Origin of the sequence: Mesorhizobium delmotii (assembly GCF_900149755.1) — a bacterium.
Lineage (GTDB): Bacteria > Pseudomonadota > Alphaproteobacteria > Rhizobiales > Rhizobiaceae > Mesorhizobium > Mesorhizobium delmotii.
This window is the reverse complement of sequence record NZ_FUIG01000046.1, coordinates 309,121-333,278: the sequence shown is the minus strand read 5'-3', so window position 1 is coordinate 333,278 and position 24,158 is coordinate 309,121. Positions and strand designations below refer to the sequence as shown.

Genomic DNA, 24,158 nt, shown 5'->3' with positions numbered 1-24,158 from the left:
CGAAACAGATTCGGTCCAGTCGACCGGCCGGGCGCCGTTCCCGACCCACCAGACGACGAGCCGGATTGACCGCCGTCATCACCACCATCGTCATCGGCGAACGCCGATTTTGGTCCGAACCCGCCGAGCGCCAGCTGGCCGCTCGGCGCCTGAAGATCGACCACTAACGCGACGGCTACCCAGAAAGGCAGCAGGGCTCTTGGTCTCAGCCATGAGGTGGCGCCCATAATCTCCCTCAGATTTCCGGCCGTTGCCGATTTTCAACATCGCGAGGCTAGCGGACCTATCCGGCAATAAGCTAGCTTTGCGAGGAAACGGGCGCGGGGCCGCTTTATTCCAAAAAAACTTGGAGCAACATGCCGGAAAAAACCGACCGCGTCCAAGACCAGCTTATCGCTTTTCTCCCGAATCTGCGCCGGTTCGCGATTGCGCTCTGCCGGTCCCGCGATATGGCGGACGATCTCGTTCAGCGAGCCTGCGAACGGGCGCTCGCCAACGAGCAGCGTTTCGAGCAAGGGACGCGCTTCGACGCGTGGATGTTCAAGATTCTCCGAAATCTGTGGATCGATGACATCCGCAGGCGCAAGGTCGCCGGCCCGCAGGACGATATCGACGAGCGCCACGACATCGCCGGCATTTCCGGTGAGCGCGAGATGGAGGCGCGGCTGGCGCTGAACAGCGTGGCGCAAGCCATCGGCGAACTCGCCGACGATCAGCGCGACGTGCTGCTTCTGGTCTGTGTCGAAGAGCTTTCCTACAAGGAAGCCGCGGAAGTCCTCGCCGTGCCGATCGGTACGGTGATGAGCAGGCTGGCCCGGGCGAGGAAGAATCTGGCGGAGGCGACGGGAATATCCATGGCTCCCACCCGTTCTGCGGTCACAAAAGGGGCTAGCAAATGAATGAAGAGACTTTTTCGGACGAGATCCTGATGCGGTTCGCCGATGGTGAGCTTGATCCGGACACGGTCGCCAGGATCGAGCAGGCGATGGAAATCGACGACCGTCTGGTTACCAGGATTGCCATGTTCATCGAAACCAGGGCGCAGGCGCAGGCCGCGCTGAAGCCGCTGCTCGACGAGCCGGTTCCCGAAAAACTTGTCGCGGCCGTCGAGCAAATGATCGAGGCCAAGCGCGCCGGCGAGAAGACGGAAGCATCGGTATTGCCCTTCGGTGGCGGGCGCATAGTGGGACCGCCATCGAGGTCTCAATGGAGGCTGCCGATTGCCGCCTCTCTCGCGGCGGCCGTTGTCGGCGGGCTCGCCGGGTATTGGGCAGCAGGCACCAACGAACGCACGCAGGGCGGGCTGTGGGTCGCCGGCGTCATCAGGCCGGCCCTGGCCCAAGCCCTTGCAACGGTCGAATCCGGCAAGGAAATCAGGCTCGCCGGGATCAGCGATCGGTTCCGGGCAATCGCAACGTTCCGTAACGATGCGCAGGATTTGTGCCGCGAATTCGAGGTCGACTCGCAAGACCGCTCGACGGTGGTATCGGTTGCCTGCCGTTCCGGCGACGAATGGCGCGTCAGCTTCGCGGTCGTGGCACCCGGCGACGCCGGAGGCTATGCCCCGGCCTCGTCGACCGAAGCCATCGACGCCTATCTTTCGGCGATTGAAGCAGGCGCTCCGATGTCAGCCGAGGAGGAAGTCCAAGCGCTGGACGAGGTCCGTCGGAAGGACCGGAAGTGAAGCTGCGACGGCCCGGCTTTTTCTGAATGGAATAAAGCCGGCAATCGCCCGTTACTCCGCCGGACCGCAACTGCCGGTCCAGTCTGAAACAAGGAGTAACTACCATGACAAGACACTGGAAACTCAAGTCGACACTGGTCGCAGGAATGGCAGCGCTCGCGAGCACCGCGGCACAGGCGAAGGAGTATCCCGCGGCGCCATCGCAAACCGAGCGTCCGCCGGCCGCAATGACCAGCCGAAGCGACGGTTCCTTCATCGTCGCGGGCAACAGTTCGTCAAATTCGAGCTCCAATTCGTCGAGCAATTCGAGTTCGAACTCGTCGTCCAACAGTTCATCGAATTCCAGCTCCAATTCGTCGAGCAACTCGAATTCGAACTCATCGTCGAACAGCTCCTCCAATTCGAACTCGAACAGTTCGGATCGCGGGTGGTCGCGCTACTGGCGGCGTTAACGTCGGCCGGAGATCAAGCGGCGGCACGCTTCGACTTGTGTCCGCCGCTTTAACAATTCACGGAGAAACGGGGGCCAGTTGGCCCCGTTTCGCATTGTGGACAAGTCGGCCGCTTGGCAATCCACAAAGAAACGGGGCCTAGCGGCCCCGTTTCGCATTCTTCTCCGGAAAAAAGTCTAGCGGGCCGCGCGGGCCCATTTGCGATACCAGCCTTCGCTCGCAATCGTGTTGCGGTAGACGGTTTCGCGCTCCGTCGCCTCGGCTCCGGTCTCCGCCCGGATTTCCGCCTTGAGTGCCGCACCTTCGCGGCGAACCGGTATGACCTGGACGAGCGGCGTGCCCTTTTCGATGACGTAGAGGCCGTCGGGCGCGGTCGCGAAAAACGGAAAATGAATGTCGGCCGCATAGGTATCGGTATCGACGATGCCGGCGACGCATTCGAAAGGCTGAGCCGGCCTGTTGAGCGGCGGCAGGAACAAACAACTCCAGCCCGGCGGGGTCCGGATCGACCAGTAATTGTGAAACTTGCATGGGGGTGCCGGTTCCTTCGGGTTGCCGGCGACCTGATGGGCGCCATGATTGCTCACCATCACCCTGTCGAACTCCCAGCCGGCATCGACGGCTCGGCCGCCGTCCTTGATCTCAAGGCGGACGGTCGCCGCGAGCGGCAGGATCCAGCCGGTTGTCATCGCGTCGAGAAACGGCATGCAGCGCTTGACGGTCAGACCATTGTTGGTGGCCGACGCTTGCTGCGAATCGACTGCCGGCAATTTGCGAAACCAGTCCGGCAGAACCGTCTTGGCTGCCACTGGCGGCGCGATGACGCCATAATCTTCCGGCCGACAGACAAACCGGATCGAGCGAGTGGTCTGGGAAAAATGGAACATCGATAGCCTCCATGGAACAATCCGAGGAGGAACGGACCGCAGGCGGATTTATTCCTGCTGGACGTCAACTGTCTGACTATGCAGGCCGGCCGCGATAGTTTGGCCGCCGCCGCCCAGCGACCGCCGCGGCAGCGGCGAGCACAGCGCCACTGGCTCAAAGCACCAGTCGCATCAGCGGCCGGCCGGCCTTGCGCTCGACCAGCCTCTCGAAGCCGGCTTTCTCGAAGACCCGCGACGAGCCGACGAACAGCCCGATCGAACGCGAATCTTTCGACAGGTCGATCGGACACGCCTCGACCAGCCGCGCGCCATTCTGGCGAGCAAACTCGATCCCGCCTTCGACCAGCCGGTGCGTCACGCCCCTGCCGCGCGCCTTGACGCGGATGAAGAAGCATGAGATCGCCCAGACGCCCGGATCCGTGGCGTCGGCGGGATCGACCGGCGCCGACCCCCTGCCCTTATTGTTCCATTCGGGCACGTCGGCGCGCGGGCCGATCTGCATCCATCCGACCGCCTTGCCATCCTCGAACGCCAGCAGACCAGGTGGCGGCCCAGCCTCGATCCGCGCCTTGATGTGGTCCTTGTTGCGCTCCCGGTTGCTGGCGCGGCGCGCTGCCGGCGACAGCCGGAAATGTGTGCACCAACAGCCGTAGCAGGCGCCTTGCTTACCGAACAGATCTTCGAAATCCGCCCAAAGCTCGGGCACCAGCGGCGCTATGGTCGTATTCACGAGCTCTCTCCCGGCCCCACCGCCTTGTCGTGGCGTCCGTCCTGACGTACCATTGCTTTTGTTCTCTTTATGTTCGCAGCGATGGCGGCTCCTGTCAACAATCCCGATCACGGTTTTTGCCGCGACTGCCTGACCTTTCAGCGCAGCGAGGCACGGCGCTGCGAACGCTGCGGCAGTCCACGGCTTGCCCGTCATCCGGAGCTCTACCGGCTGCATCTCGCCCATATCGATTGCGACGCGTTTTATGCGGCGGTCGAAAAGCGCGACAACCCGGCGCTGAAGGACCGGCCGTTGATCATCGGCGGCGGCAAGCGCGGCGTCGTCTCAACCGCTTGCTACATCGCCCGCATCCATGGGGTGCGCTCGGCGATGCCGATGTTCAAGGCGCTCGAAGCCTGTCCGGAAGCGGTCGTCATCCCGCCGGACATGGAAAAATATGTACGCGTCGGCCGCGAGGTGCGCGCCATGATGCAGGCGCTGACGCCGCTGGTCGAGCCGATCTCCATCGACGAAGCGTTTCTGGACCTTGCCGGCACCGAGCGCCTGCATGGCTTGCCGCCGGCGGTGGTGCTGGCGCGCTTCGCGCTCGGCGTGGAGAAAGAGATCGGCATAACCGTTTCATCAGGCCTTTCCTACTGCAAGTTCCTGGCCAAGGTGGCGTCGGACTTTCGCAAGCCGCGCGGCTTTTCGGTAATCGGCGAGGCCGAGGCGACCGGATTCCTGGCCGAGCAGCCGGTGACGCTGATCTGGGGCGTGGGAAAAGCCTTCGCCGCCACGCTTGAACGGGACGGCATCCGGATGATCGGCCAATTGCAGCGCTTGGAGCGCAACGACTTGATGCGCCGCTACGGCGTGATGGGCGACCGGCTCTACCATCTTTCACGCGGCGAGGACGAGCGCCGCGTCCATCCCGACCAGGACGCGAAAAGCGTCTCGGCGGAGACCACCTTCGACACCGACATTGCGTCCCTGGATGAATTGGTTTCGGTGCTTCGAGCGCTGTCGGAAAAAGTCTCGGGGCGGCTGAAGAAATCCGGCATCGCCGGGCGCACCGTCGTGCTGAAGCTGAAGACCCAGGATTTCAAGACCCGCACGCGCAACCGCCAGCTCGGCGACCCGACACGGCTGGCCGACCGCATTTTTTCGACTGGGCTCGAGCTGCTGCGCAAGGAAGCGGATGGCACAAGATATCGGCTGCTCGGCATCGGCGTCAGCGACCTCTCGAATGACGAAAAGGCCGATCCACCCGATCTCGTCGATGTCCAGTCGCGCAAACGCGCAATGGCCGAAGGCGCCATCGACACGCTGCGCGACAAGTTCGGCCGCAAGGCGGTGGAGACCGGCTATACCTTCGGCAAGGGCCGCAACGCCCACCCGCCCGAGCCGATCGAAGACTGATGCATGATCCCGAACCGAAGGTCCGCGTAAGCGAGAACTGGAATCCGGTTCGGAAAAGATCATGCTCAAAAAGAGCTGGCCTTCAGATGCGCCGCAAATCGATCCGGCTGGTCATCACCCGCTCGCCGGTTTTCGGGTCGACGTCGACAACGGTCAGCCGCATGCCGTCCTCGCCGCTCTTCTCGACGGTCATTTGCGCCGTGCGATCGCCGTTGACCTCCTTGGCCCAACGGATGCCGAGATTGATGGCGTTGCCCGAACGCCTGCCGCTGAGCTGCGCCGGCCCGGTGCGGGATCCGACATAGGTGCCGGTGTACTTCGTCCCGCGGGACTTCAGATCGGCACTGATGGCGCGCGTCACCACGACGAGACCGCGGCAAGTGCCGTCCAGCGACAATGAGCTCGATGTCGCGTCGGAATTGAAGCGGCATGAGACGTTCATCGTCGGCGCATCGGTGGTTACCTTGACGGTCCCCTTCCCGGCAAAATTCCCCTCGAACGAGCGAAGAAAATCGGCCTCGTCGGCATGGGCCGCGCCGACGGCGGCCGCCAGGCAGGCGGCAAGTGCAAATCGTGCGAATGATTTCATGGGATCTCTCCTCGTTGATATCGTAACGACGATATTTCCAGCGAATTGGCTGTTGGACCAACGCCCGCCGTGACGGCAGGTTCCGCCCTCAGCATGACCGTTTTGCAACGTGCCGCTCTGGCCCAGCCGAATGCTTCGACTAGCGGTTGCGATGAAAGTCCCGGCTTGCAACATAGCGTGCATGGCACCTTCACCGTCGATCCCCAAGGCCGCGTTCTGGATGGCGCTGTCGATCGCGTCGTTTCTGACGATGTCGGTCGCCGGCCGCGCCACGACAGCCGAGCTCAACGTCTTCCAGGTGCTGGAGCTGCGCTCGGTGATTGGCCTTTTCATCCTCCTGCCGCTGGTGATGATATCAGGCGGTTTTGCGGCAATGCGCACCAAACGCCCCTCGGCCCATATCGCCCGCAATGTCGTCCATTTTGTCGGCCAGGCAGCATGGCTCTACGCCTTGACGCTGATCCCGCTGGCCGTGCTGATCTCCATCGAATTCACGACGCCGATCTGGACGGCTATTCTGGCGGTTGGCTTTCTTGGTGAAAGACTAAGCCGGCCCAGACTTGCGGCCATCGTGCTCGGGCTGATCGGCGTGGTGATCATCGTCCGTCCGGGCGTCGGCTCCGTCGATCCGGGACATGTTGTCGTGCTGGGTGCTGCGGTCTGCTTCGGTATATCTGTGGTCCTGGTCAAATCGCTGACGCGGACGGACAGCGTCGTGTCCATCATCTTCTGGATGCTGGTCATCCAGTCGATGCTCGGCCTCGTCCCGGCGCTCTACGAATGGCGCAACCCGCCGCTCGAACTGTGGCCGTGGCTCCTGCTGATCGCCTTCACCGGCATGTCGTCGCATTTCTGCATGGCCCGGGCGCTCGCCTATGCCGACGCGACCGTCATCTCGCCGATGGACTTTTTGCGCGTGCCGCTGTCGGCGCTGATCGGCTGGCTGCTGTATCAGGAGCAGATCGACGCTTTCACCGCCGGCGGCGCCTTGCTGATCCTGATGGGCAATCTGCTCAATCTGCAGAAAAAAGCGACCAAACCAGCGGAAGTGGCAGCGTCGTAGCATTTTGCAGCCAAACGTCTTCGTTTGGCGTCCGACAAAATGCGTTAAAGCAAAGAGCTAGAGCGCGGTTTTGGTTCCACCAAAACCGCGCTCTAGTCTCGCATTTCAGTTGCCTTCGTCGGGTAGTTTCAGACCCCGGAAAGCAATCAGACCGGTTCCGCCTCGATGACGCTGATGCGAGGTCCGGCTTCAACAATATTCGCGACCTGGAAATCCGACGCCGCAAGCAGCAACCTGAATTCTTCGGCCGTGCGCTCCTGCCCGCCCGGCATGATCAGCATGTTCAAATCGCCGAATTTTGCGCTGGCGCCTTCGTTGGGTGGCGCCAGAATGCTCTCAAGCACCAGCAGTTTGCCTTCTGGGCGCATCGCCCGGCGGCAGGTTTTCAGGATCCGGATGTTTGTGTCGTCGTCCCAGTCATGCAGGATCCATTTAAGCACAATGGCATCGGCGCCCTCCGGCACCGAGACGAAGAAATCGCCGGCGACGATGTCGCATCGATCGGCCACGCCCGCGGCGTCAAAGACCGGGCCGGCCTTCGCCACGACCTGCGGCTGATCGAAAAGAATGCCGCGCTGGCCGGGACTGCGGCGGAGGATTTCGGCAAGCAGCGCGCCCTGCCCGCCCGCGACATCCATGACGACAGAGAACGGCCGGAAGTCATAGGCCGCGATCACCGCGGCGGCGACGCCACGCGACATGGCCGTCATCGCCCGGTCGAAGATGACGGACTCTTCCGGATGCTCCGCCCGGTATTCCCAAACGCCCTTGCCATAAGCGTGGCGAAAGGCGTTTTCGCCGGTGCCGACACTGTGCAGCAGATCGCTCCATGCCCGACGGAAATACGGCCGTCCGGCTAGAATTGCCCACGGCGCGACCGAATGCTGAGCGTCGGATCGCAACGCGCCGCCAACCGGGGTCAGCGAGAAGGATCGGTCTTCCGCTTCATGGAACACGCCGACCGACGCAAGCGCGCGCAACAGCCGGTAGAGCGCCTGCGGATGGGTGTTGGTCAGCGCGGCCAGTTCGCCGCTGGTGCGTTTTCCGTCCTTGAGATGATCTGCGATGCCCAGCGTGGCGGCGACGCATATCGCCTGAGATACCTGGAACCCATTGACCATTTTCTGGAGTTCGGCAGCGGCATCCCGCTCGTCCATGACCCACTCCCCCCGGCCGCCGAAAGACCCAGGCCGCCGAGCTCACAATACCAGCGGCATCGTCACCGGGCAATGCGACCGGGCTGGCAGAATACGGTCGTTAGCTCACACCAGTTCCACTTCCACCACGCCCGGCACCGCGCGCATGGCCGACGCGATCTGCGGCGAGACGCGGTAACGGCTGGGCAGTTCGATCTCGACCTCGCCCTGCGCCTCTTCCTTGATGACGATAATGCTCACCTGACTGTCGCCGCGTTGGGTAAGCTGCGATTGAATCGCCGACGCCGGTCGGTCATCTCTGACAAAGATGCGCAAGGCTTTTTGGATGCGACTTGCCTCGTCCTCCAGAGACTGCACGGTCTGGATGCGCAGATTGACGCCTTCTGGCCTGTCCTCGGCCGAAACGGTGATCACCACCGAACGGCCGGGCTCAAGCAGGTCGCGATACTGCGCCAACCCTTCGGAAAACAGCACCGCCTCATACTGGCCCGACGTGTCGGAGAACTGCACGACGCCCATCTTGTTGCCGGTGCGCGTCTTGCGCTCCTGCTTGGCGGTGACGGTGCCGGCAAGCCGCCCGGCGGCGGCACCGCGCTTGACGGCGGCCGAGAATTCGGCCCAGTTCTGCACCCGCATCTTCTGCAGCGCCGCCTTGTATTCGTCCAGCGGATGGGCAGAGAGATAGAAGCCGACCACCTGGAATTCACGGTGCAGGCGGTCGGCGGCGAGCCACGGGTCGGTCGCCGGCAGGTTGAGCGCCTGCGACTGCGCGCCGAGCGAGGCGCCGAAAATGTCGTGCTGGCCCGACATTGCATTCTGCTGCGCCAGCGACGCCAGCCCCATCATCCGCTCGACGCCCGCCATCATCGCGGCGCGGTCGTGGCCGAAGCAGTCGAGCGCGCCGGCCATGATCAGGCTTTCGAAGACGCGCTTGCCGACGATCTTCGGATCGACCCTTTCGCAGAAATCGGCGAGGCTCTTGAACGGTTTTTCGCCGCGCATGGCGACGATGTGCTCGACCGCCGCGTCGCCGACGCCCTTGAGCGCGGCCAGCGAATAGAAGATTCGGTTCTCGCCGACCTCAAAGGCGCGGAAGCTGGTCATTACCGACGGCGCCACGACATCGATGCCGAGGCGCAGCGCATCCTGGCGGAAATCGGCGAGCTTGTCGGTGTTGCCCATGTCGAGCGTCATCGACGCGGCCAGGAACTCGACCGGGTAGTGCGCCTTCAGATAGGCCGTCTGGTAGGAGACGACCGCATAGGCTGCGGCATGCGACTTGTTGAAACCGTAGTCGGCGAACTTTGCCAGCAGGTCGAAAATGAAGTCGGCTTGCGGCTTGCCGACGCCGCGCTCGACCGCGCCCGAAACGAAGCGTTCGCGCTGCTTGTCCATCTCGGCGCGGATCTTCTTGCCCATGGCGCGGCGCAGCAAATCGGCTTCGCCCAGCGAATAGCCGGCAAGCTCCTGCGCGATCTGCATCACCTGTTCCTGGTAGACGATGACGCCTTGCGTCTCCTTCACCAGGTGGTCGATTTTCGGATGGATCGACGCCATCTCCTCCTCGCCATGCTTTCTGGCGTTGTAGGTCGGGATGTTCTCCATCGGTCCCGGTCGGTAAAGCGCGACCAGCGCGATGATGTCCTCGATGCAGTCGGGCCGCATACCGATCAGCGCCTTGCGCATGCCGGCACTTTCCACCTGGAACACGCCGACCACTTCGCCGCGCGACAACATGGCGTAGGTGTCGGGGTCGTCGAGCGGAATGTGGGCGAGATCGATCTCGATGCCGCGGCGGCGGATCAGCTTGACCGCGGTCTCCAGCACCGTCAGCGTCTTCAGGCCGAGGAAGTCGAACTTCACCAGCCCGGCCTGCTCGACATACTTCATGTTGAACTGGGTGACCGGCATGTCGGAGCGCGGGTCGCGGTACATCGGCACCAGCTCCCACAGCGGCCGGTCGCCGATGACGATGCCGGCGGCGTGCGTCGAGGCGTGACGGTAGAGCCCTTCCAGCTTCTGCGCCATCTCGAGCAGCGTCTGGACGATCGGCTCCCGCTCGGCCTCTTCGGCAAAGCGCGGCTCGTTGGCGATGGCGTCGGCGAGCTTGACCGGATTGGCCGGGTTCGACGGCACCATCTTAGAGAGCTTGTCGACCTGGCCATAGGGCATCTGCAGCACGCGGCCGACATCGCGCAGCACTGCACGGGCCTGCAGCGTGCCGAAGGTGATGATCTGGCCGACCTGGTCGCGCCCGTATTTCTGCTGGACGTAGCGGATGACCTCCTCGCGCCGGTCCTGGCAGAAATCGATGTCGAAGTCGGGCATCGACACGCGGTCTGGATTGAGGAAGCGCTCGAACAGCAGCGAGAAGCGCAGCGGATCGATGTCGGTGATGGTCGTCGAATACGCGACCAGCGAGCCGGCGCCCGAACCGCGGCCCGGCCCGACCGGAATGCCTTGCGCCTTCGCCCATTTGATGAAGTCGGCGACGATCAGGAAATAGCCGGGATATTTCATCTTCTCGATGACGCCGAGCTCGAAATCCAGCCTTTCGCGATATTGTTCGACCGTGTAGCCAGGGGCCAGGCCGTGCGCAGCGAGCCGCGCCTCCAGCCCTTCATGCGCTTGTCTGGCAAGCTCCTGCGCCTCCGCCTTCACCGCCGCATCGGCGTCGGCGACGTCACCGCCGGCAAAGCGCGGCAGGATCGGGTTGCGGGTCTTGGGATAATAGGAGCAGCGCAACGCGATCTCGACGGTGTTGTCGATCGCTTCCGGCAGATCGGCGAACAGCCTCGCCATGTCAGCCTGGCTTCTTAGAAAATTGTCGGGCGAAAGGCGGCGGCGATTGTCGACCGCGACGACCGAACCTTCGGCGATGGCGATCAGCGCGTCATGCGCCTCATAGTCGTCGCGCGAGGAGAAAAACGCCTCGTTGGTGGCGACCAGCGGCAAGTCATTGGTATATGCGAGGTCGACTGACGATTTCTCGATTGCCCGGTCATAACCGGAAACCCGTTCCAGCTCGACATAGAGCCGGTCGCCGAACATCGCCTTGAGCGCCAAAAGCCGCGTCTCGGCGAGATCGCGGCGATCCTCTTTCAAGGCATAGCCGATCGGGCCGCGCGGCCCGCCGCTGAGGCAGATCAGGCCGTCGCAATGGCCGTGCAGCATCTCGCTCGTCAGATGCACGGCCTCGCCGGGCGGCGTTTCCAAATAGACCCGACTGACCAGCCTGACCAGATTGCTGTAGCCGGGCTCGGTCGCCGCGATCAAAACCACCGGCCGCATCTCCGGGCCTTGCCGCCTGCGGTCGCGCTGGCTGTCGCTGGCTTCACCGGAAAAGGCGAGAGCGGTCTGGCAGCCGATGATCGGCTGGATGCCCTCCTTCACCGCCTTCTGCGCGAATTCGAGCGCGCCGAACAGATTGTTGGTGTCGGTGACGGCAATGGCCGGGGCGTCATCCCTCACCGCATGGCCGACGACCGTGCCGAGCTGCAATGCGCCTTCGAGCAGCGAATAGGCCGAATGCACGCGCAGGTGAATGAACGGCCGCGCCGGCACTTCCGGCCGCGATGCCTTCACAAAGGCCTCGCGTCGCAAGGGATCGCGTGGAAGTGTCTCATTCGCCATGGTTTTTAGCGCCGCTTGAAAGGACTCAGTCGATGAAGACGTATTGTCCGGCACCGGACGATGCGAGTCCAGCGAGAGCGGGCGCTCGACCGGGCAATTGTGGCGCCGTCCCTCATCCGCCGGCCGACACCTTCTCCCCGTATAGTGAAGGGGCGAAGGGGCTGGTCGCAACCTTGGCACCCATTCTGCAAACGCTGGTGATTGGCGAAATCCTTTGAAAGGCAGCTTTCTCCCCGTCCCTATACGGGGAGAAATGCCCGGCAGGGCAATGAGGGGCAGCGCAAACCTAAGGCGATTGCCTTGTAGCTGCCAGTGGCTCAACTTGACAAGTGACGGCAGTTATGTTGCGCCAATGATCCGCCGCCGAGGCCGTATTTTTGTTTTCAGCCTCACGCGAATTCCATGATCACCGCGTCGACGGCGAGACTGTCGCCCGGTTTTGCCCTGAGTTTCGAAACGGTGAGATCGCGCTCGGCGCGCAGCACGTTTTCCATCTTCATCGCCTCGACCACCGCCAGCGTCTCGCCGGTCTTGACCTCCTGCCCTTCGGCAACGGCGATCGACACGACGAGGCCGGGCATCGGGCAGAGCAGCATCTTCGACGTGTCCGGCGCCACTTTTTCCGGCATCAGCCTTTCGAGCTCAGCGATGCGCGGCAGCATGGCGCGTGCGGTCACCGACATGCCTTTCCAGGCGATGCGAAGCCCATTCGGTGCCGGCCTGATCTGCGCCGCGATCCTTCGGTCGCCGACCGTGCCGCGCCAGATGAGATCGCCCGGACGCCAGTCGGACGTGACCGTCAGCGCCTTGCCGCCATCGATCGACAGACCGAGCTCCATCGGAATGGAGATCATGCCTTCGGTAACCGCGGCCGAAAGGTAATCCTTGCCGATCTTGACCACCCAGTCGCCTTTCAGGACACCCGAATGCGGCGCCAGCCGCCCGCCCAGCCGGTCGAGCCGATCGCGGCGCAGCAGTTCGACCGCGGTGGCGATCGCTGCCAGCACCGCCTTCTCCTCGCTATCAGGCACGATCGGCGCAAAGCCATCAGGATATTCCTCTGATATGAAGGCGGTCGATATCCGCCCTTCCCGCCAGCGCGGATGCTGCATCAGCGCCGCCAGGAACGGCATGTTATGCTCGATGCCGTCGACGACGAAGCTGTCGAGCGCCACGGACATGGCGTCGATGGCAGCGATCCGAGTAGGCGCCCAGGTGCACAGCTTGGCGACCATCGGATCATAGAACATCGAGATTTCCGAACCTTCGGTGACGCCGGTATCGTTGCGGACGACGATTTCGCCGAACCGTCCCTCTTCCGGTGGCCGGTATCTCGTCAGCCGGCCGATCGACGGCAGGAAATTGCGATACGGGTCCTCGGCGTAGAGCCGGCTTTCCACCGCCCAGCCGTTCAGCTTGACGTCGCTTTGCTTGATAGCGAGCTTTTCGCCGGCCGCTACGCGGATCATCTGCTCGACCAGATCGATGCCGGTGACGAGCTCGGTCACCGGGTGCTCGACCTGCAATCGCGTATTCATTTCAAGGAAATAGAAGTTCTTTTGGCTGTCGACGATGAACTCCACCGTGCCGGCGCTCTCATAATCGACCGCCTTCGCCAGCGCCACCGACTGCTCGCCCATGGCTTTCCGGGTCTTGGCGTCGAGGAAGGGCGAAGGCGCCTCTTCGACGATCTTCTGGTTGCGGCGCTGGATCGAGCATTCGCGCTCGCCAAGATAAAGCGCGTTGCCATGCGCGTCGGCCAGCACCTGGATCTCGATATGGCGCGGATCGACCACGAATTTCTCGATGAAGACGCGGTCGTCGCCGAACGAGCTTTTGGCCTCCGACCGCGCCCGGTCGAACCCGTCGCGCACCTCGGCCTTGCTCCAGGCGATGCGCATGCCCTTGCCGCCGCCGCCGGCCGAGGCTTTGATCATCACGGGATAGCCGATCTCGCCGGCTATTTTCTCGGCATGACCAGCATTCTCGATGACTCCGAGCCAGCCCGGCACCGTGCTGACTTTGGCTGCATTGGCGAATTTCTTCGACTCGATCTTGTCGCCCATCGCCCTGATCGCTCTGGGTTTCGGGCCGATGAAGACGATGCCTTCTTTCTCCAGCGCCTCGCAGAAGGATGCGCGTTCGGACAAAAACCCGTAGCCGGGATGCACGGCTTCAGCACCTGTCGCCTTGCAGGCAGCGATGATCCTCTCCGGCACCAGATAGCTCTCAGCGGCCGGCGAAGGCCCGATATGCACAGCCTCGTCGGCCATCTCGACATGCACGGCGTCGCGATCGGCATCCGAATAGACCGCCACGGTGGCAATGCCCATCTTGCGCGCCGTCTTGATGACGCGGCAGGCGATCTCGCCACGATTGGCGACCAGGATTTTTGTGAACATGCGGGTTGCGTTCCCTCGGCTGCCTTTCTTTTATGGGCTTCGCCCGGCCGGTCAAGGCAAGTTGGCGCATATCCCCGGGCGCAAGTCGTCCGGCGCCAAAACCCGGCAACGAACTGTCAATTCGTCCCATAGTCCAGAACCTGCAGATACGCTAATGCTCGGCCCCGATTGCAGACTTGCCCCTGAGAGGAGAGCCCCGATGAAAACCCGTGCCGCTGTCGCTTCCGCCGCCGGAAAGCCGCTGGAAATCCTGGAGGTCGACCTCGACGGACCGCGCGACGGCGAGGTGCTGGTCGAAATCAAGGCGACCGGCATCTGCCACACCGACGAATTCACGCTGTCGGGCGCCGATCCCGAAGGCATCTTTCCGGCGATCCTCGGCCATGAGGGTGCAGGAATCGTCGTCGATATCGGCAAGGGCGTCACCTCGGTCAAGAAGGGCGACCACGTCATCCCGCTCTACACGCCGGAATGCCGGCAATGCCCGTCCTGCCTGTCCAGAAAGACCAATCTGTGCACCGCGATCCGCGCCACGCAGGGGCAAGGCCTGATGCCGGACGGCTCGTCGCGCTTCTCGATCGGCAAGGACAAGATCTTCCACTATATGGGCTGCTCGACCTTCTCCAACTTCACCGTGCTGCCCGAGATTGCGGTGGCCAAGGTCAATCCCGACGCCCCCTTCGACAAGATCTGCTACATCGGCTGCGGCGTCACCACCGGCATCGGCGCGGTGATCAACACGGCCAAGGTCGAGATCGGCGCCACGGCCGCCGTCTTCGGTCTCGGCGGCATCGGCCTCAACGTCATACAGGGGCTGCGCCTCGCCGGCGCCGACATGATCATCGGCGTCGACCTGAACAACGACAAGAAGGAATGGGGCGAGAAATTCGGCATGACGCATTTCGTCAATCCGAAGGAGATCGACGGCGACATCGTGCCCTATCTCGTCAACATGACCAAGCGCGGCGCCGACCAGATCGGCGGCGCCGACTATACGTTCGACTGCACGGGCAGCACCAAGGTGATGCGGCAGGCGCTTGAGGCATCGCATCGCGGCTGGGGCAAGTCGGTCGTCATCGGCGTTGCCGGCGCCGGCCAGGAGATCTCGACGCGGCCGTTCCAGCTCGTCACCGGACGCACCTGGATGGGCACCGCCTTTGGCGGCGCGCGCGGCCGCACCGACGTGCCGAAGATCGTCGACTGGTACATGGACGGCAAGATCGAGATCGACCCGATGATCACCCACACCCTGAAGCTGGAGGACATCAACAAGGGTTTTGACCTGATGCACGAGGGCAAGAGCATCCGGAGCGTGGTGGTTTATTGAGAAATCGCGACTTGGACCGCGAAGAAGCATGGCAATCGCTTTAGGTTTGCGCTGCCCCTCATTGCCCTGCCGGGCATTTCTCCCCGTATAGTGACGGGGAGAAAGACGCCTTCGCAAAGGGATTTCGCCAATCTCCAGCGTGGCAGAAAGCGTGCCGAGGTTGCGGCCAGCCCCTTCGCCCCGTCACTATACGGGGAGAAGGTGCCGGCAGGCGGATGAGGGGCAGCACCGACCTTTGACCGCTCAAATATCATCGACAGAGCTTGGCGAAATCGCCCGGCTTCATACGCCTTGGAACGAACCATGCCCGCACCCGCCATTTACGTCGACGCCGATGCCTGCCCGGTAAAGGCCGAGGTCGAGAAAGTCGCCGAACGCCATGGCGTCGTCGTCACCTTCGTCTCCAATGGCGGCCTGCGCCCGTCGCGCGATCCGATGATCCGCAACGTCGTCGTGTCCAAGGGCGCCGACGCGGCGGACGACTGGATCGTCGACAATGCCAAACCCAACGACATCGTCGTGACATCAGACATCCCGCTTGCCGCCCGCACGGTGGCGCTCGGCGCCCATGTGCTGGGGCCGACCGGGCGCCCGTTCACGCCGGAAACGATCGGCATGGCGGTGGCGATGCGCGACCTCAAGCAGCATCTGCGCGAGACCGGCGAAAGCAAGGGCTACAACGCCAGTTTCGCGCCACAGGACCGCTCGCGGTTTCTCGGCGAGCTCGACCGCATCTTGCGGCGGGCGCTGAAATCCGCCGCACCGGATTAGAACGCGATCTTGAGGCCCAGCTTGCCGCTGACGGTTGAACTGTCCTCGGACCATTTGCCGCGAATTTCAGTGCTGACGGTTGTCGATGAAGACATCTTCAGATTGAAGCCGGAGGACAGCGCCACCGAGAAGTCCGCATCCTCGAAATTGCTCTTCAGACCAGAAACGCTTGCCGTGTTCGAATAGCCGAAACGCTGCTGCAGATCCGCGCGCGCATAGGGGCTGATGACCATGCCGTTTCCGAGCTGATAATCCGCGTAAACCCCAGGGTCGAACTTGATCGCGCCAAACGATAAACGGCTCTTTCCAAATTCAGCGCCGGAGTCATCCGTGTATGCGTCGCCGGTAAAGGTAACACCCAACAGCCCGCCGCGAAGATCGAAACGCACGCGATCGGTCAAGTTGAAGATGCGGCCGATCGACCCTGTTATCGCATAGCCTTGCGTGTCGTAGCTGCCGTCATTTTCCTCGACGTCCGTGTTGCCCAGGAACGCCGAAGCGGCCACAAGAGCATAGCTGGTGCCGTGACGATAAAGCCCATAGCCGCCGAACATGCCGCTTCTGTTGGTCGCGTCTCCGACTCCGAAATCGTCGGCATTGACGTCAGCCGAGGCATAACCGCCGAACAGCCCCAGGTTCAAACCATGCTTGCTGTCGAACCCGAAATGCTTTGCCGCATTGAAGTCGACACTGACGGCAGCAGAAAATTCATCGACGTCGAAACTCGATCCGTCAAAGACGCGCAAATCGTTCGAAACGATGAAGCCGTCATGCTCCGTGTGGGCTAATTGGCCGGAAGCGAAGACGCCGAACGGTGAAGACTGGGCCGGCAAAGCTGCGTTTGCGGGGTCGACACCCGCCTGGATGATGTCGTCAGACAATTTGAGAAGAGCATCCAGAGACGTGTCGACGATCGCGCTATTGACGGTCACGCCGACATAGCAGCCCGGCAGCAGGGTGCCCTCACTACCGTCCTCGATACAGGCGTTTGCCTTCGAAGGCAGGAAAACCAATGCAGCACCAATCGAAATTGAACTCGTGCACAGGCGCAAACGCCAACTCTTGCCTTTCATTGTCCCCTTCCCCCGCAACTTGTGTCGTCTGGCTTAAATATCAGGACATGCAATGCACGGTTGAACTATGAAAAACATTCCTGACTGCAGTAGATGCAAGTGCAACACTACGGCAGCGCTGGTAGGAGCGTAACAAATTATTTCTAGCGTGGATATGATTTCGTGGGGACCACTGGCTTTCGGGCGGACCGTGGTTGCGGCGGCGATCGTCCGGCTGGACCCCACGGCATCTCTAGGGAAACTGAGCTCGGCCAGATCGAAGGCGGGTCGCGCCTTACGCTTTCTTTGATATGGGTTCTGGTGTAAAAATTGCGGCGGTCTTCGGAGAAACGATTTCCGGCGCATGAGCGCAACGGTGTCAGTCGGGCGGACACTTCGGCGACCTGAAGATTTCACGCGCCGAAACGAGCCCTTGCCATGAGCTACCGTCCCCTCCTGCGCATTGCTGCGGTCCTGCTGATTTCACTTTTCGGATCCCTCGGCGCTCAAGCCGCGGTCGGGGAAGGCCAGTCGCCACAGCCAAGCAAGCGGCTCGCGATCGTCATCGGCAACTCCGACTACCGGAGCGCCCATCTCCCGCATCTGGCCAACGCTGCAAACGACGCAGCCAGATTGTCTGAAAGCCTGAAGAGGCTGAAATTCGATGTGCTAACGGCAACCAACCTGTCGTCCGACGGGTTCACCAAGCTTTTTGAACAAGCCGAGGGCAAGTTGGCAGGCGCCAGTGCTGTCCTCATCTTCTACGCTGGCCACGGCGTGCAACTCGGGGGAGAGAACTATCTTCTGCCGGTCGATACGCCCAGCGCCGAGAACCTGCAGGAGTTGATCGCGGGCGCGGTCAAGCTCAACGATGTGATTTCGAGATTTGCCAGCCGTGAAAGGCAGACCTTCGTGTTTCTTGATGCCTGTCGTAACAACCCGATGGGCAAAGGCCCCAGCGCCATGGACGGCCTCGCGCAGATCGAAGTCGGTGAAAACACGTTCATTGCCTTTGCAACACAGCCTGGCAACGTTGCTGTCGACGGCTCGGGCGACAACAGCCCCTTCACCACGGCATTGTTGAAGAACGTCGAGATTCCCGGGCTCAGCATTTCGGATATGATGATCCGGGTGCGCAACGAGACCGAGGCAATCACCATCGGGCGTCAGGTTCCGTGGGATCAGTCGAACCTTCGCGAGCAGTTTTACTTCACCGAGCAGCAAGTGCTCGACCCGGCCCAGCTCAGCGCCAGCCTGTCGCGCATCCTGGCCGATCCTGCCGCCAAGGAGAGGTTGAAGGTCGAGCTCGCTTCCAACGACCTGCAGACGGCCGTGCTGATCGTTGGCCAGACATTGCGTTCGGTCGAGGTTTCGCCCTTACCCGACGCTGCGGCCAAGCCCGCCGGCACGCAGGTCGCCAGCCTCGAGGGGGCCAGGCAGAGCATCGTCTCCGGACTTGAAGCGCTGATCGTCGGTACTTCGGCGACTGAAACGGATTCCCAAAAAGCGACCGATCTCGCGCGCAGTATCCAGACCGAATTGCGACGTTTGGGCTGCTATCGGATGACAGTGGACGGAAGTTGGGGCAAGGGCTCCGTGCGCGCGCTCGCCAACTACTACAAAAACACCGCGAGAACCGCATCCGCGACCGAGCCTACGGTTGAACTCCTGAGTGACCTGTTCCTGCACTCCGGGCGGGTTTGCAAGGATCCGGTGGTCGTGCGGAAGATCAAGCCGGCGAAGGTGGCATCAGAGGCGGCTCCGGCGCGCAAGGGGGCGGGCAACCGAAAAGCCGCAAGGTCGCAGCAGCAATCCTCGCGCCCGGTTGCACCTCCGCCGGACATCAGCGGCGGCATTGGGATCGGCGGGGTTTTCTAACGCACGCCGCAAATCGGAATCGATTTTTTGCTTCGCCACCTTCGGTTCGGAAAGGATCATGCGCAGATTTCAAAAGTGTTACAGTGTCCTTTCGCGTCCGAAAGGACGCTCGGCACCGTAGAAGACGGACCGCCATCAGAGGCCGGGCCATGACGACCGAGTTGCCCCTGAAGAAACCACTGCACCGCCACATGCAGTTCGCGGTGTCGGCCTGCATCGGTGTAGTGGCACTGGCGATCGCGCTGGTCTTGCGCACTCCGCTGGCCCTTTCGATCGGCGCCAATGCGTTTTTCGCCGCCTACACCGTCATCGTCGTCGCCCAGATGCCGCTGCTCACCGGCCGCTATCTGAGCAAGAACGCGCGGGCCACCGACCAGCCGGTGCTGGTCATCTTTGCGGTGACGCTGATTGTCGTCACCGTCGCCATCATCTCGCTGTTCCAATTGATCAATCGGGAGGGCAGCGCGCACCCCGTCGAACTCACCTTCGCGCTGCTGTCGATCCCGCTCGGCTGGTTCACCATCCACGCCATGACAGCGCTGCACTACGCGCATGTTTACTGGGTCAACGATGAAGAGACCAACCCCGGCAGCAAAGCGAAACAGAAAAAGCCGGTCGGCGGTCTCGTATTTGCCGGTAAGGAACGGCCGGACGGCTGGGACTTCCTCTACTTCTCGACCACCGTCGGGATGACCTCGCAGACCTCCGATACCGCGGTCTCGACCACGCAAATGCGTCACATCGTGCTTTTGCATTCGATCCTGTCGTTCTTTTTCAATACAGTGATCGTCGCCGCCGCGGTCAACCTCGCCGTCAGTCTCGGGAGCCGGTAGTATCGGGCAGCTCGTAATAATTCCGTGATCGGATGAAACATCGCTTTGGCTGGCAACGTATTGGGAGGAGAACGATCGGAAAGGCCGGGAGGACGCGAAAGAATGGAATCGGTTGCCAGGAGCCACTCCACCGTCGGGCCAGATACTGCCCTCCCGAAGGATGCGACGCTGATCTACCGGCAGTCGCGCTGGACGCGGCTGACGCACTGGCTCTGGGCCATCTCGCTGTTCTTCATGCTGCTTTCCGGCCTGCAGATCTTCAACGCCCGCCCACAGCTCTATATCGGCAAGGAGTCGGGATTTGCGTACAACAACACCGTCTTCGCCATTGGCGCCGAGAACACCGCAAACGGCCCGCGCGGCTACACCGAAATCTTCGGCAAACGCTTCGACACAACCGGTGTGCTCGGCTGGTCGGGGCCGGCGGGTCGGGAGACGTCCCGCGCCTTCCCGTCCTGGGCGACGATCCCCTCTTATTATGACCTCGGCACCGCCCGCGTTGTCCATTTCTTCTTCGCCTGGATACTGACCACGACACTGGTCGTGTGGCTGGTCGCCAGCCTGGTCAACGGCCATCTGCGCCGCGATCTGGCCCCGCGCATCGACGATCTCAGGCGTTTGCCGCGAGACATCGTCGATCACGCCAGGCTCAAGTTCCGTCACACGCGCGAATACAACACGCTGCAGAAGATGGCCTATGGCGGCGTAATGTTCGTGCTGCTGCCGCTGATGATCATCACCGGCCTTGCCATGTCGCCTAGCATGAACGCGGCGCTGCCGTTCCTCAACGATCTGCTCGGCGGACGGCAGACAGCGCGGACCATTCATTTCATTGTAATGCTGCTGCTCGTCGCCTTCTTCATCATCCATATGCTGATGATCTTCGCCGCCGGCCCGATCAACGAGCTGCGTTCCATCATCACCGGCTGGTACCGAACCGACCCGCCGGCGCATCACGGCAAGGCGCCGGAAAGGAGTGCGTGAGATGGCGAAGTTTGTGATCAGCCGCAGAAAATTCCTGACCTCGGCCAGCCTCGGCGTCTCCGGTATCATGCTGTCGGGTTGCGATGCCTTCGACAGCCAGCTTCGCGTCGGCGACGGCCTGCGCAGTTTCCTCGAAGCCGCCAACGGCCTGACCTGGCGAGCGCAACGCCTGCTCGCCGGCGATTCGCTGGCGCCGGAATTCACCGAAGCCGACATTCGCCAGCCGCAGCGGCCGAACGGCGTCACCGCGCCGGACGACGATGTCTACAAGGGCCTGCTCGCCAACAATTTCGCCGACTGGCGGCTCGAGGTTTCCGGCCTCGTCGAAAAGCCGCTGTCGCTGACCCGCGAGCAATTGATGAACATGCCAAGCCGCACCCAGATCACCCGCCACGACTGCGTCGAAGGCTGGAGTTGCATCGCCAAATGGACCGGCACGCCGCTGTCGCTGGTGCTGGATCAGGCCGTGGTCAAGCCGCAGGCGCGCTACGTGATGTTCCATTGCCTCGACACGATCGACCGCAGCCTGTCCGGCGACATCAAATATTACGGTTCGATCGACCTGATCGATGCCCGTCACCCGCAGACGATCCTTGCCTATGGCTTGAACGGCAAGCCGCTGCCGGTCGAGAACGGCGCGCCGCTGCGTGTCCGCGTCGAGCGACAGATCGGCTACAAAATGCCGAAATATCTCCGCAAGATCGAGCTGGTCGACGGTTTCGCCGCTATCGGCGGCGGCAAGGGCGGCTACTGGGAGGACAATGGCTACGACTGGTACGGCGGCATCTGAGGCCATAGCTCCGCCATTTCCGATCAGTGTTTTAGCGCTTTTGCTCAAGCGACCTTGTCGATCAGGGGCTTGAGCACCGGATGGATTTCCGGCGAGGCATGCTTGATCAGTGTCAGCAGCGCGCGCTCGTTCTCATGCAGCGGCCGGTCGCTGCCGATGCGCTCGGCCAGCCACTTCGCCTCGCTGGCGTCGATGGTTTCGGCGCGGCGGGCCAGCGCCTCGGCTGCCTTGTTCTTCGATTCCCATTCGGATTCGATATCGCCCGGCGCGCTATAGGCTTCCATGATGCCGGCGAGACCGCCCGATACCATGCGGCCGAAGAAGCCGCCGATCTCCGGATCGGCCTGATCCAGGAAAGAATCCCGGCGCAGCGCCACGTCGCGTACCGGCGCTTCGTAGCCGGCCGAGCACATGACGAAATTGGCGATCGCCTTGACGAAGAGATCGTTCCAGGATGGGTCATTGTGGACCGCCGCGGTCCGCTCGTTGATCTTGAATAGCATCTCGGCCTCGGCGCGGGTGATCGCAATGTTGCCGTCGCCGCCATGGGCGTAGAGAATGCGGCGCAGAAGCTCGACTTCGGCTTTGGCGATCAGGCCGGGAACCAGCTTGCCGCCGTGCATCAGCGGCCCCTTGCCGTCGATGACGGCATGGGCGACCTGCTCCAGTGCATAGGCGCAAAGCCCGTTCGGCGAGGATTTCGCCTTTTCCAGCACATGCACCAGCAATTCGAGTTCGGTCCAGCTGTCGACCATGCCGTCGCGCGAAATCGCTCGGACCAGCCAGTCGGCATTGTCCTGCGAGATATAGCCCGCCGGCTTTTCCTGATGAACGATGAACTCGGTGACGGCTTCGATGAAAAAGTCCGGCCATTCCGCGCATTTGTGCTTGGCCGTTGCGTCGAGCGCAAACAGCGCCTCGGCCTCGCCGCGCGTCACCACACCATCGCCGAACACTTCGCGACGCAGCATGACGACATCCTCGGCCGTGATGCGGTCCTTCGAGGTCATGATCAATCCGCCCATTTTCGTTCCCCGTCCAAACGTCGTTTGGACCCGATATATCGGCAGTGTCTTGAGAAACCGGCAAACCGCGTGGTTAGCGAGAATTTTCGGTAAGGTGTCGCTGGCAGGTGACAAGGTGTCGCCCACAGGCTATGGATGAAGAGTCGAGGGCTCAAATTGAGTCCTACCTGTTTGCGGGAGAGAGCAGCGAGAGCTGCCGCCGAAGGGGAAATCGCCCGAAATCTCTCAGGCAAAAGAACCGTAGACGGGAAAGACACTCTGGAAAGTCGGGGCTTGCCCCCGCGCCGAAGGTGTAAGCGCTGCCGACAGAGTTACGGGGCGCGAGTCTCTCAGGCTTCAGACAGAGGGGCACGGACTGGTCGCCATTCGCGGCCGATTGCGTGCGACTCTGGAGATGACATGACGGGCGACGACACCAAACACCTTCCCCTCGAAGACCTGCACGTGGCCGCCGGCGCGCGCTTTGGCGCGTTCGCCGGCTGGTCGATGCCGCTGACCTATCCGGCCGGCGTGATGAAGGAGCACCTTCATACCCGCGAACATGCAGGGCTGTTCGACATCTCGCACATGAAGCTGTTCGAGATCAGTGGCTCGGGCACCGTCGCACTTCTGAACCGAGCCTGCCCGTTAGACGCCGGCGCGCTTGAGATTTCCCAGTCCAAATACACGTTCTTTCTCAATGAAGCCGCCGGCATCCTCGACGATCTGATCGTCACTCGGCTCGGCCAGGCACGCTTCATGGTCGTCGCCAATGCCGGCAATGCCGAAGCCGACGAAAAGCACTTGCGCGCCCTTGCCATGGATTTTGACGCAAAGGTGGACGCACTCGACCGCGTCTTCCTGGCGATCCAGGGGCCTGAAGCCTGGGCCGCCTTGTCCCGCGGCGGCATCGAAACCGGATCGCTGCTGTTCATGCACGGCTTTGAGCCCCGCGAGAACTGGTTCATGAGCCGGTCGGGCTATACCGGTGAAGACGGTTTCGAGATCGGCCTGCCGGAAGCGGACGCGCGAAATCTCGTCGCCAAACTGCTCGAGGACGAGCGCGTGATGTGGGTTGGGCTGGCCGCCCGCGACAGCCTGCGGCTCGAAGCAGGGCTGTGCCTGCACGGACTGGACATCACGCCTGAGATCGACCCGGCCAGCGCCGGGCTGATGTGGGCGATCCCAAAGGAGGTTCGCGCCTCTGGCGCTTTCATCGGCGCCGACGCATTGCGTGCAATCCTGGAGCGCGGCCCGGCGCAGAAACGCGTCGGCCTGAAGCCGGAAGGCCGCCAGCCGGTGCGCACCGGCGCTGCCCTTTTCGACGCCGACGGCGATCCCGCCGGCCACGTCACCTCCGGCGGCTTCGGACCCTCGGCCACCCATCCGGTCGCCATGGGCTACGTCCCGACAGCGCTGGCCAAACCTGGCACAAAACTCTTCGCCGACGTTCGCGGGACGAAAATCCCGGTCGATATCAACCCCCTGCCCTTCACGCCGCATCGCTACCGCAAAGGATAAATT

At 62.5% G+C, this 24,158-nt stretch carries 20 protein-coding genes and 1 riboswitch; of the genes, 12 read left to right on the top strand and 8 right to left on the bottom strand.

All coding sequences use genetic code 11. The annotated features are described in order from the left end of the window. The first annotated feature begins 356 nt into the window (after positions 1 to 356). The 3 genes from BQ8482_RS29190 to BQ8482_RS38395 are packed head-to-tail and all read left to right on the top strand — an operon-like array spanning position 357 to position 2,189. Complete coding sequence (locus tag BQ8482_RS29190; RefSeq protein WP_123150728.1) at positions 357 to 899, top strand: RNA polymerase sigma factor; 543 nt, start codon at positions 357 to 359, stop codon at positions 897 to 899. Further along, positions 896 to 1,684: an anti-sigma factor family protein gene (locus BQ8482_RS29185; RefSeq protein WP_123150727.1), complete on the top strand. Its 789-nt coding sequence runs from the start codon at positions 896 to 898 to the stop codon at positions 1,682 to 1,684. The genes BQ8482_RS29190 and BQ8482_RS29185 overlap by 4 nt, the downstream gene beginning before the upstream one ends. Then, positions 1,608 to 2,189: a hypothetical protein gene (locus tag BQ8482_RS38395; RefSeq protein ID WP_165848741.1), complete on the top strand. Its 582-nt coding sequence runs from the start codon at positions 1,608 to 1,610 to the stop codon at positions 2,187 to 2,189. Before BQ8482_RS29185 ends, BQ8482_RS38395 begins: the two co-directional genes overlap by 77 nt. 123 nt (positions 2,190 to 2,312) lie before the next feature. Here the strand turns inward: BQ8482_RS38395 and BQ8482_RS29175 are convergent, their stop codons facing one another. Both BQ8482_RS29175 and BQ8482_RS29170 read right to left on the bottom strand, forming a co-directional pair. Further along, entirely contained in the window at positions 2,313 to 3,023 is a 711-nt protein-coding gene (locus BQ8482_RS29175) for a DUF6065 family protein (protein ID WP_123150725.1), read from the bottom strand. Positions 3,024 to 3,177: 154 nt separating this feature from the next. Continuing rightward, positions 3,178 to 3,753 carry a GNAT family N-acetyltransferase gene (locus tag BQ8482_RS29170; RefSeq protein ID WP_095520506.1) on the bottom strand — a complete coding sequence of 192 codons (576 nt, stop codon included), beginning with the start codon at positions 3,751 to 3,753 and terminating at the stop codon, positions 3,178 to 3,180. A 69-nt stretch (positions 3,754 to 3,822) separates the two neighbouring features. Between BQ8482_RS29170 and BQ8482_RS29165 the strand changes: the two genes are divergently transcribed. Next, positions 3,823 to 5,151 (top strand): DNA polymerase IV, encoded by a 1,329-nt coding sequence (locus tag BQ8482_RS29165; RefSeq protein ID WP_123150724.1) that lies wholly within the window; start codon positions 3,823 to 3,825, stop codon positions 5,149 to 5,151. A gap of 82 nt (positions 5,152 to 5,233) precedes the next feature. Here the strand turns inward: BQ8482_RS29165 and BQ8482_RS29160 are convergent, their stop codons facing one another. Continuing rightward, complete coding sequence (locus tag BQ8482_RS29160) at positions 5,234 to 5,740, bottom strand: hypothetical protein (protein WP_123150723.1); 507 nt, start codon at positions 5,738 to 5,740, stop codon at positions 5,234 to 5,236. Positions 5,741 to 5,921: 181 nt separating this feature from the next. Between BQ8482_RS29160 and BQ8482_RS29155 the strand changes: the two genes are divergently transcribed. Further along, entirely contained in the window at positions 5,922 to 6,803 is an 882-nt protein-coding gene (locus BQ8482_RS29155; RefSeq protein ID WP_123150722.1) for a DMT family transporter, read from the top strand. Between the two features lie 146 nt (positions 6,804 to 6,949). Here BQ8482_RS29155 and BQ8482_RS29150 read toward each other — a convergent pair whose 3' ends face one another. The 3 genes from BQ8482_RS29150 to BQ8482_RS29135 all read right to left on the bottom strand — a co-directional run bounded on the left by BQ8482_RS29150 (position 6,950) and on the right by BQ8482_RS29135 (position 13,995). Then, complete coding sequence (locus BQ8482_RS29150) at positions 6,950 to 7,960, bottom strand: methyltransferase (RefSeq protein ID WP_123150721.1); 1,011 nt, start codon at positions 7,958 to 7,960, stop codon at positions 6,950 to 6,952. A 105-nt stretch (positions 7,961 to 8,065) separates the two neighbouring features. After that, positions 8,066 to 11,593: a DNA polymerase III subunit alpha gene (gene dnaE / locus BQ8482_RS29145; protein WP_123150720.1), complete on the bottom strand. Its 3,528-nt coding sequence runs from the start codon at positions 11,591 to 11,593 to the stop codon at positions 8,066 to 8,068. Between the two features lie 389 nt (positions 11,594 to 11,982). After that, entirely contained in the window at positions 11,983 to 13,995 is a 2,013-nt protein-coding gene (locus BQ8482_RS29135; protein ID WP_123150718.1) for an acetyl-CoA carboxylase biotin carboxylase subunit, read from the bottom strand. 199 nt (positions 13,996 to 14,194) lie between these two features. Here BQ8482_RS29135 and BQ8482_RS29130 point away from each other — a divergent pair, with 199 nt between their 5' ends. Together BQ8482_RS29130 and BQ8482_RS29120 are read left to right on the top strand one after the other, a co-directional pair. Then, positions 14,195 to 15,322 (top strand): S-(hydroxymethyl)glutathione dehydrogenase/class III alcohol dehydrogenase, encoded by a 1,128-nt coding sequence (locus BQ8482_RS29130; RefSeq protein ID WP_123150717.1) that lies wholly within the window; start codon positions 14,195 to 14,197, stop codon positions 15,320 to 15,322. A 303-nt stretch (positions 15,323 to 15,625) separates the two neighbouring features. Further along, positions 15,626 to 16,093, top strand: coding sequence for a YaiI/YqxD family protein (locus BQ8482_RS29120; protein ID WP_123150715.1), 468 nt, complete (start codon positions 15,626 to 15,628; stop codon positions 16,091 to 16,093). On the opposite strand, the gene BQ8482_RS29115 is transcribed toward BQ8482_RS29120, so the two are convergent. Next, positions 16,090 to 17,166: an autotransporter outer membrane beta-barrel domain-containing protein gene (locus BQ8482_RS29115; RefSeq protein ID WP_123150714.1), complete on the bottom strand. Its 1,077-nt coding sequence runs from the start codon at positions 17,164 to 17,166 to the stop codon at positions 16,090 to 16,092. The two genes, BQ8482_RS29120 and BQ8482_RS29115, sit on opposite strands and share 4 nt — an antisense overlap. Before the next feature lie 417 nt (positions 17,167 to 17,583). On the opposite strand from BQ8482_RS29115, the gene BQ8482_RS29110 reads away from it, so the two are divergent. From BQ8482_RS29110 to BQ8482_RS29095, 4 genes are all read left to right on the top strand, one after another. Then, positions 17,584 to 19,023, top strand: coding sequence for a caspase family protein (locus BQ8482_RS29110; protein ID WP_123150713.1), 1,440 nt, complete (start codon positions 17,584 to 17,586; stop codon positions 19,021 to 19,023). 149 nt (positions 19,024 to 19,172) lie between these two features. Then, positions 19,173 to 19,856, top strand: coding sequence for a DUF1345 domain-containing protein (locus BQ8482_RS29105; protein ID WP_123150712.1), 684 nt, complete (start codon positions 19,173 to 19,175; stop codon positions 19,854 to 19,856). A 102-nt stretch (positions 19,857 to 19,958) separates the two neighbouring features. After that, positions 19,959 to 20,840, top strand: a complete 882-nt coding sequence (locus BQ8482_RS29100; RefSeq protein ID WP_123150711.1) for a cytochrome b/b6 domain-containing protein — start codon at positions 19,959 to 19,961, stop codon at positions 20,838 to 20,840. Between the two features lies 1 nt (position 20,841). Continuing rightward, positions 20,842 to 21,630 carry a molybdopterin-binding protein gene (locus tag BQ8482_RS29095; RefSeq protein WP_123150710.1) on the top strand — a complete coding sequence of 263 codons (789 nt, stop codon included), beginning with the start codon at positions 20,842 to 20,844 and terminating at the stop codon, positions 21,628 to 21,630. Between the two features lie 44 nt (positions 21,631 to 21,674). On the opposite strand, the gene BQ8482_RS29090 is transcribed toward BQ8482_RS29095, so the two are convergent. Continuing rightward, positions 21,675 to 22,655, bottom strand: a complete 981-nt coding sequence (locus BQ8482_RS29090; protein WP_123150709.1) for a hypothetical protein — start codon at positions 22,653 to 22,655, stop codon at positions 21,675 to 21,677. Positions 22,656 to 22,819: 164 nt separating this feature from the next. Beyond that, positions 22,820 to 22,906: riboswitch (glycine riboswitch) on the top strand. A 148-nt stretch (positions 22,907 to 23,054) separates the two neighbouring features. Here BQ8482_RS29090 and gcvT point away from each other — a divergent pair. Beyond that, on the top strand, positions 23,055 to 24,155 hold the full coding sequence (gcvT, locus tag BQ8482_RS29085) for a glycine cleavage system aminomethyltransferase GcvT (protein WP_123150708.1): 1,101 nt from the start codon (positions 23,055 to 23,057) through the stop codon (positions 24,153 to 24,155). The last annotated feature ends 3 nt before the right edge of the window (positions 24,156 to 24,158 follow it).

What these genes read in the sequence shown, in the direction of transcription:
- BQ8482_RS29185 (WP_123150727.1), top strand. Translation starts at nt 896, where the DNA reads ATGAATGAAGAGACTTTTTCGGACGAGATCCTGATGCGGTTCGCCGAT.
- BQ8482_RS29100 (WP_123150711.1), top strand. Translation starts at nt 19,959, where the DNA reads ATGGAATCGGTTGCCAGGAGCCACTCCACCGTCGGGCCAGATACTGCC.
- BQ8482_RS29155 (WP_123150722.1), top strand. Translation starts at nt 5,922, where the DNA reads ATGGCACCTTCACCGTCGATCCCCAAGGCCGCGTTCTGGATGGCGCTG.
- BQ8482_RS29165 (WP_123150724.1), top strand. Translation starts at nt 3,823, where the DNA reads ATGTTCGCAGCGATGGCGGCTCCTGTCAACAATCCCGATCACGGTTTT.
- dnaE (WP_123150720.1), bottom strand. Translation starts at nt 11,593, where the DNA reads ATGGCGAATGAGACACTTCCACGCGATCCCTTGCGACGCGAGGCCTTT.
- BQ8482_RS29160 (WP_123150723.1), bottom strand. Translation starts at nt 5,740, where the DNA reads ATGAAATCATTCGCACGATTTGCACTTGCCGCCTGCCTGGCGGCCGCC.
- BQ8482_RS29190 (WP_123150728.1), top strand. Translation starts at nt 357, where the DNA reads ATGCCGGAAAAAACCGACCGCGTCCAAGACCAGCTTATCGCTTTTCTC.
- BQ8482_RS29105 (WP_123150712.1), top strand. Translation starts at nt 19,173, where the DNA reads ATGACGACCGAGTTGCCCCTGAAGAAACCACTGCACCGCCACATGCAG.
- BQ8482_RS29130 (WP_123150717.1), top strand. Translation starts at nt 14,195, where the DNA reads ATGAAAACCCGTGCCGCTGTCGCTTCCGCCGCCGGAAAGCCGCTGGAA.
- BQ8482_RS29110 (WP_123150713.1), top strand. Translation starts at nt 17,584, where the DNA reads ATGAGCTACCGTCCCCTCCTGCGCATTGCTGCGGTCCTGCTGATTTCA.
- BQ8482_RS29150 (WP_123150721.1), bottom strand. Translation starts at nt 7,960, where the DNA reads ATGGACGAGCGGGATGCCGCTGCCGAACTCCAGAAAATGGTCAATGGG.
- BQ8482_RS29095 (WP_123150710.1), top strand. Translation starts at nt 20,842, where the DNA reads ATGGCGAAGTTTGTGATCAGCCGCAGAAAATTCCTGACCTCGGCCAGC.
- BQ8482_RS29115 (WP_123150714.1), bottom strand. Translation starts at nt 17,166, where the DNA reads ATGAAAGGCAAGAGTTGGCGTTTGCGCCTGTGCACGAGTTCAATTTCG.
- BQ8482_RS29120 (WP_123150715.1), top strand. Translation starts at nt 15,626, where the DNA reads ATGCCCGCACCCGCCATTTACGTCGACGCCGATGCCTGCCCGGTAAAG.
- BQ8482_RS29135 (WP_123150718.1), bottom strand. Translation starts at nt 13,995, where the DNA reads ATGTTCACAAAAATCCTGGTCGCCAATCGTGGCGAGATCGCCTGCCGC.
- BQ8482_RS29090 (WP_123150709.1), bottom strand. Translation starts at nt 22,655, where the DNA reads ATGGGCGGATTGATCATGACCTCGAAGGACCGCATCACGGCCGAGGAT.
- gcvT (WP_123150708.1), top strand. Translation starts at nt 23,055, where the DNA reads ATGACGGGCGACGACACCAAACACCTTCCCCTCGAAGACCTGCACGTG.
- BQ8482_RS29175 (WP_123150725.1), bottom strand. Translation starts at nt 3,023, where the DNA reads ATGTTCCATTTTTCCCAGACCACTCGCTCGATCCGGTTTGTCTGTCGG.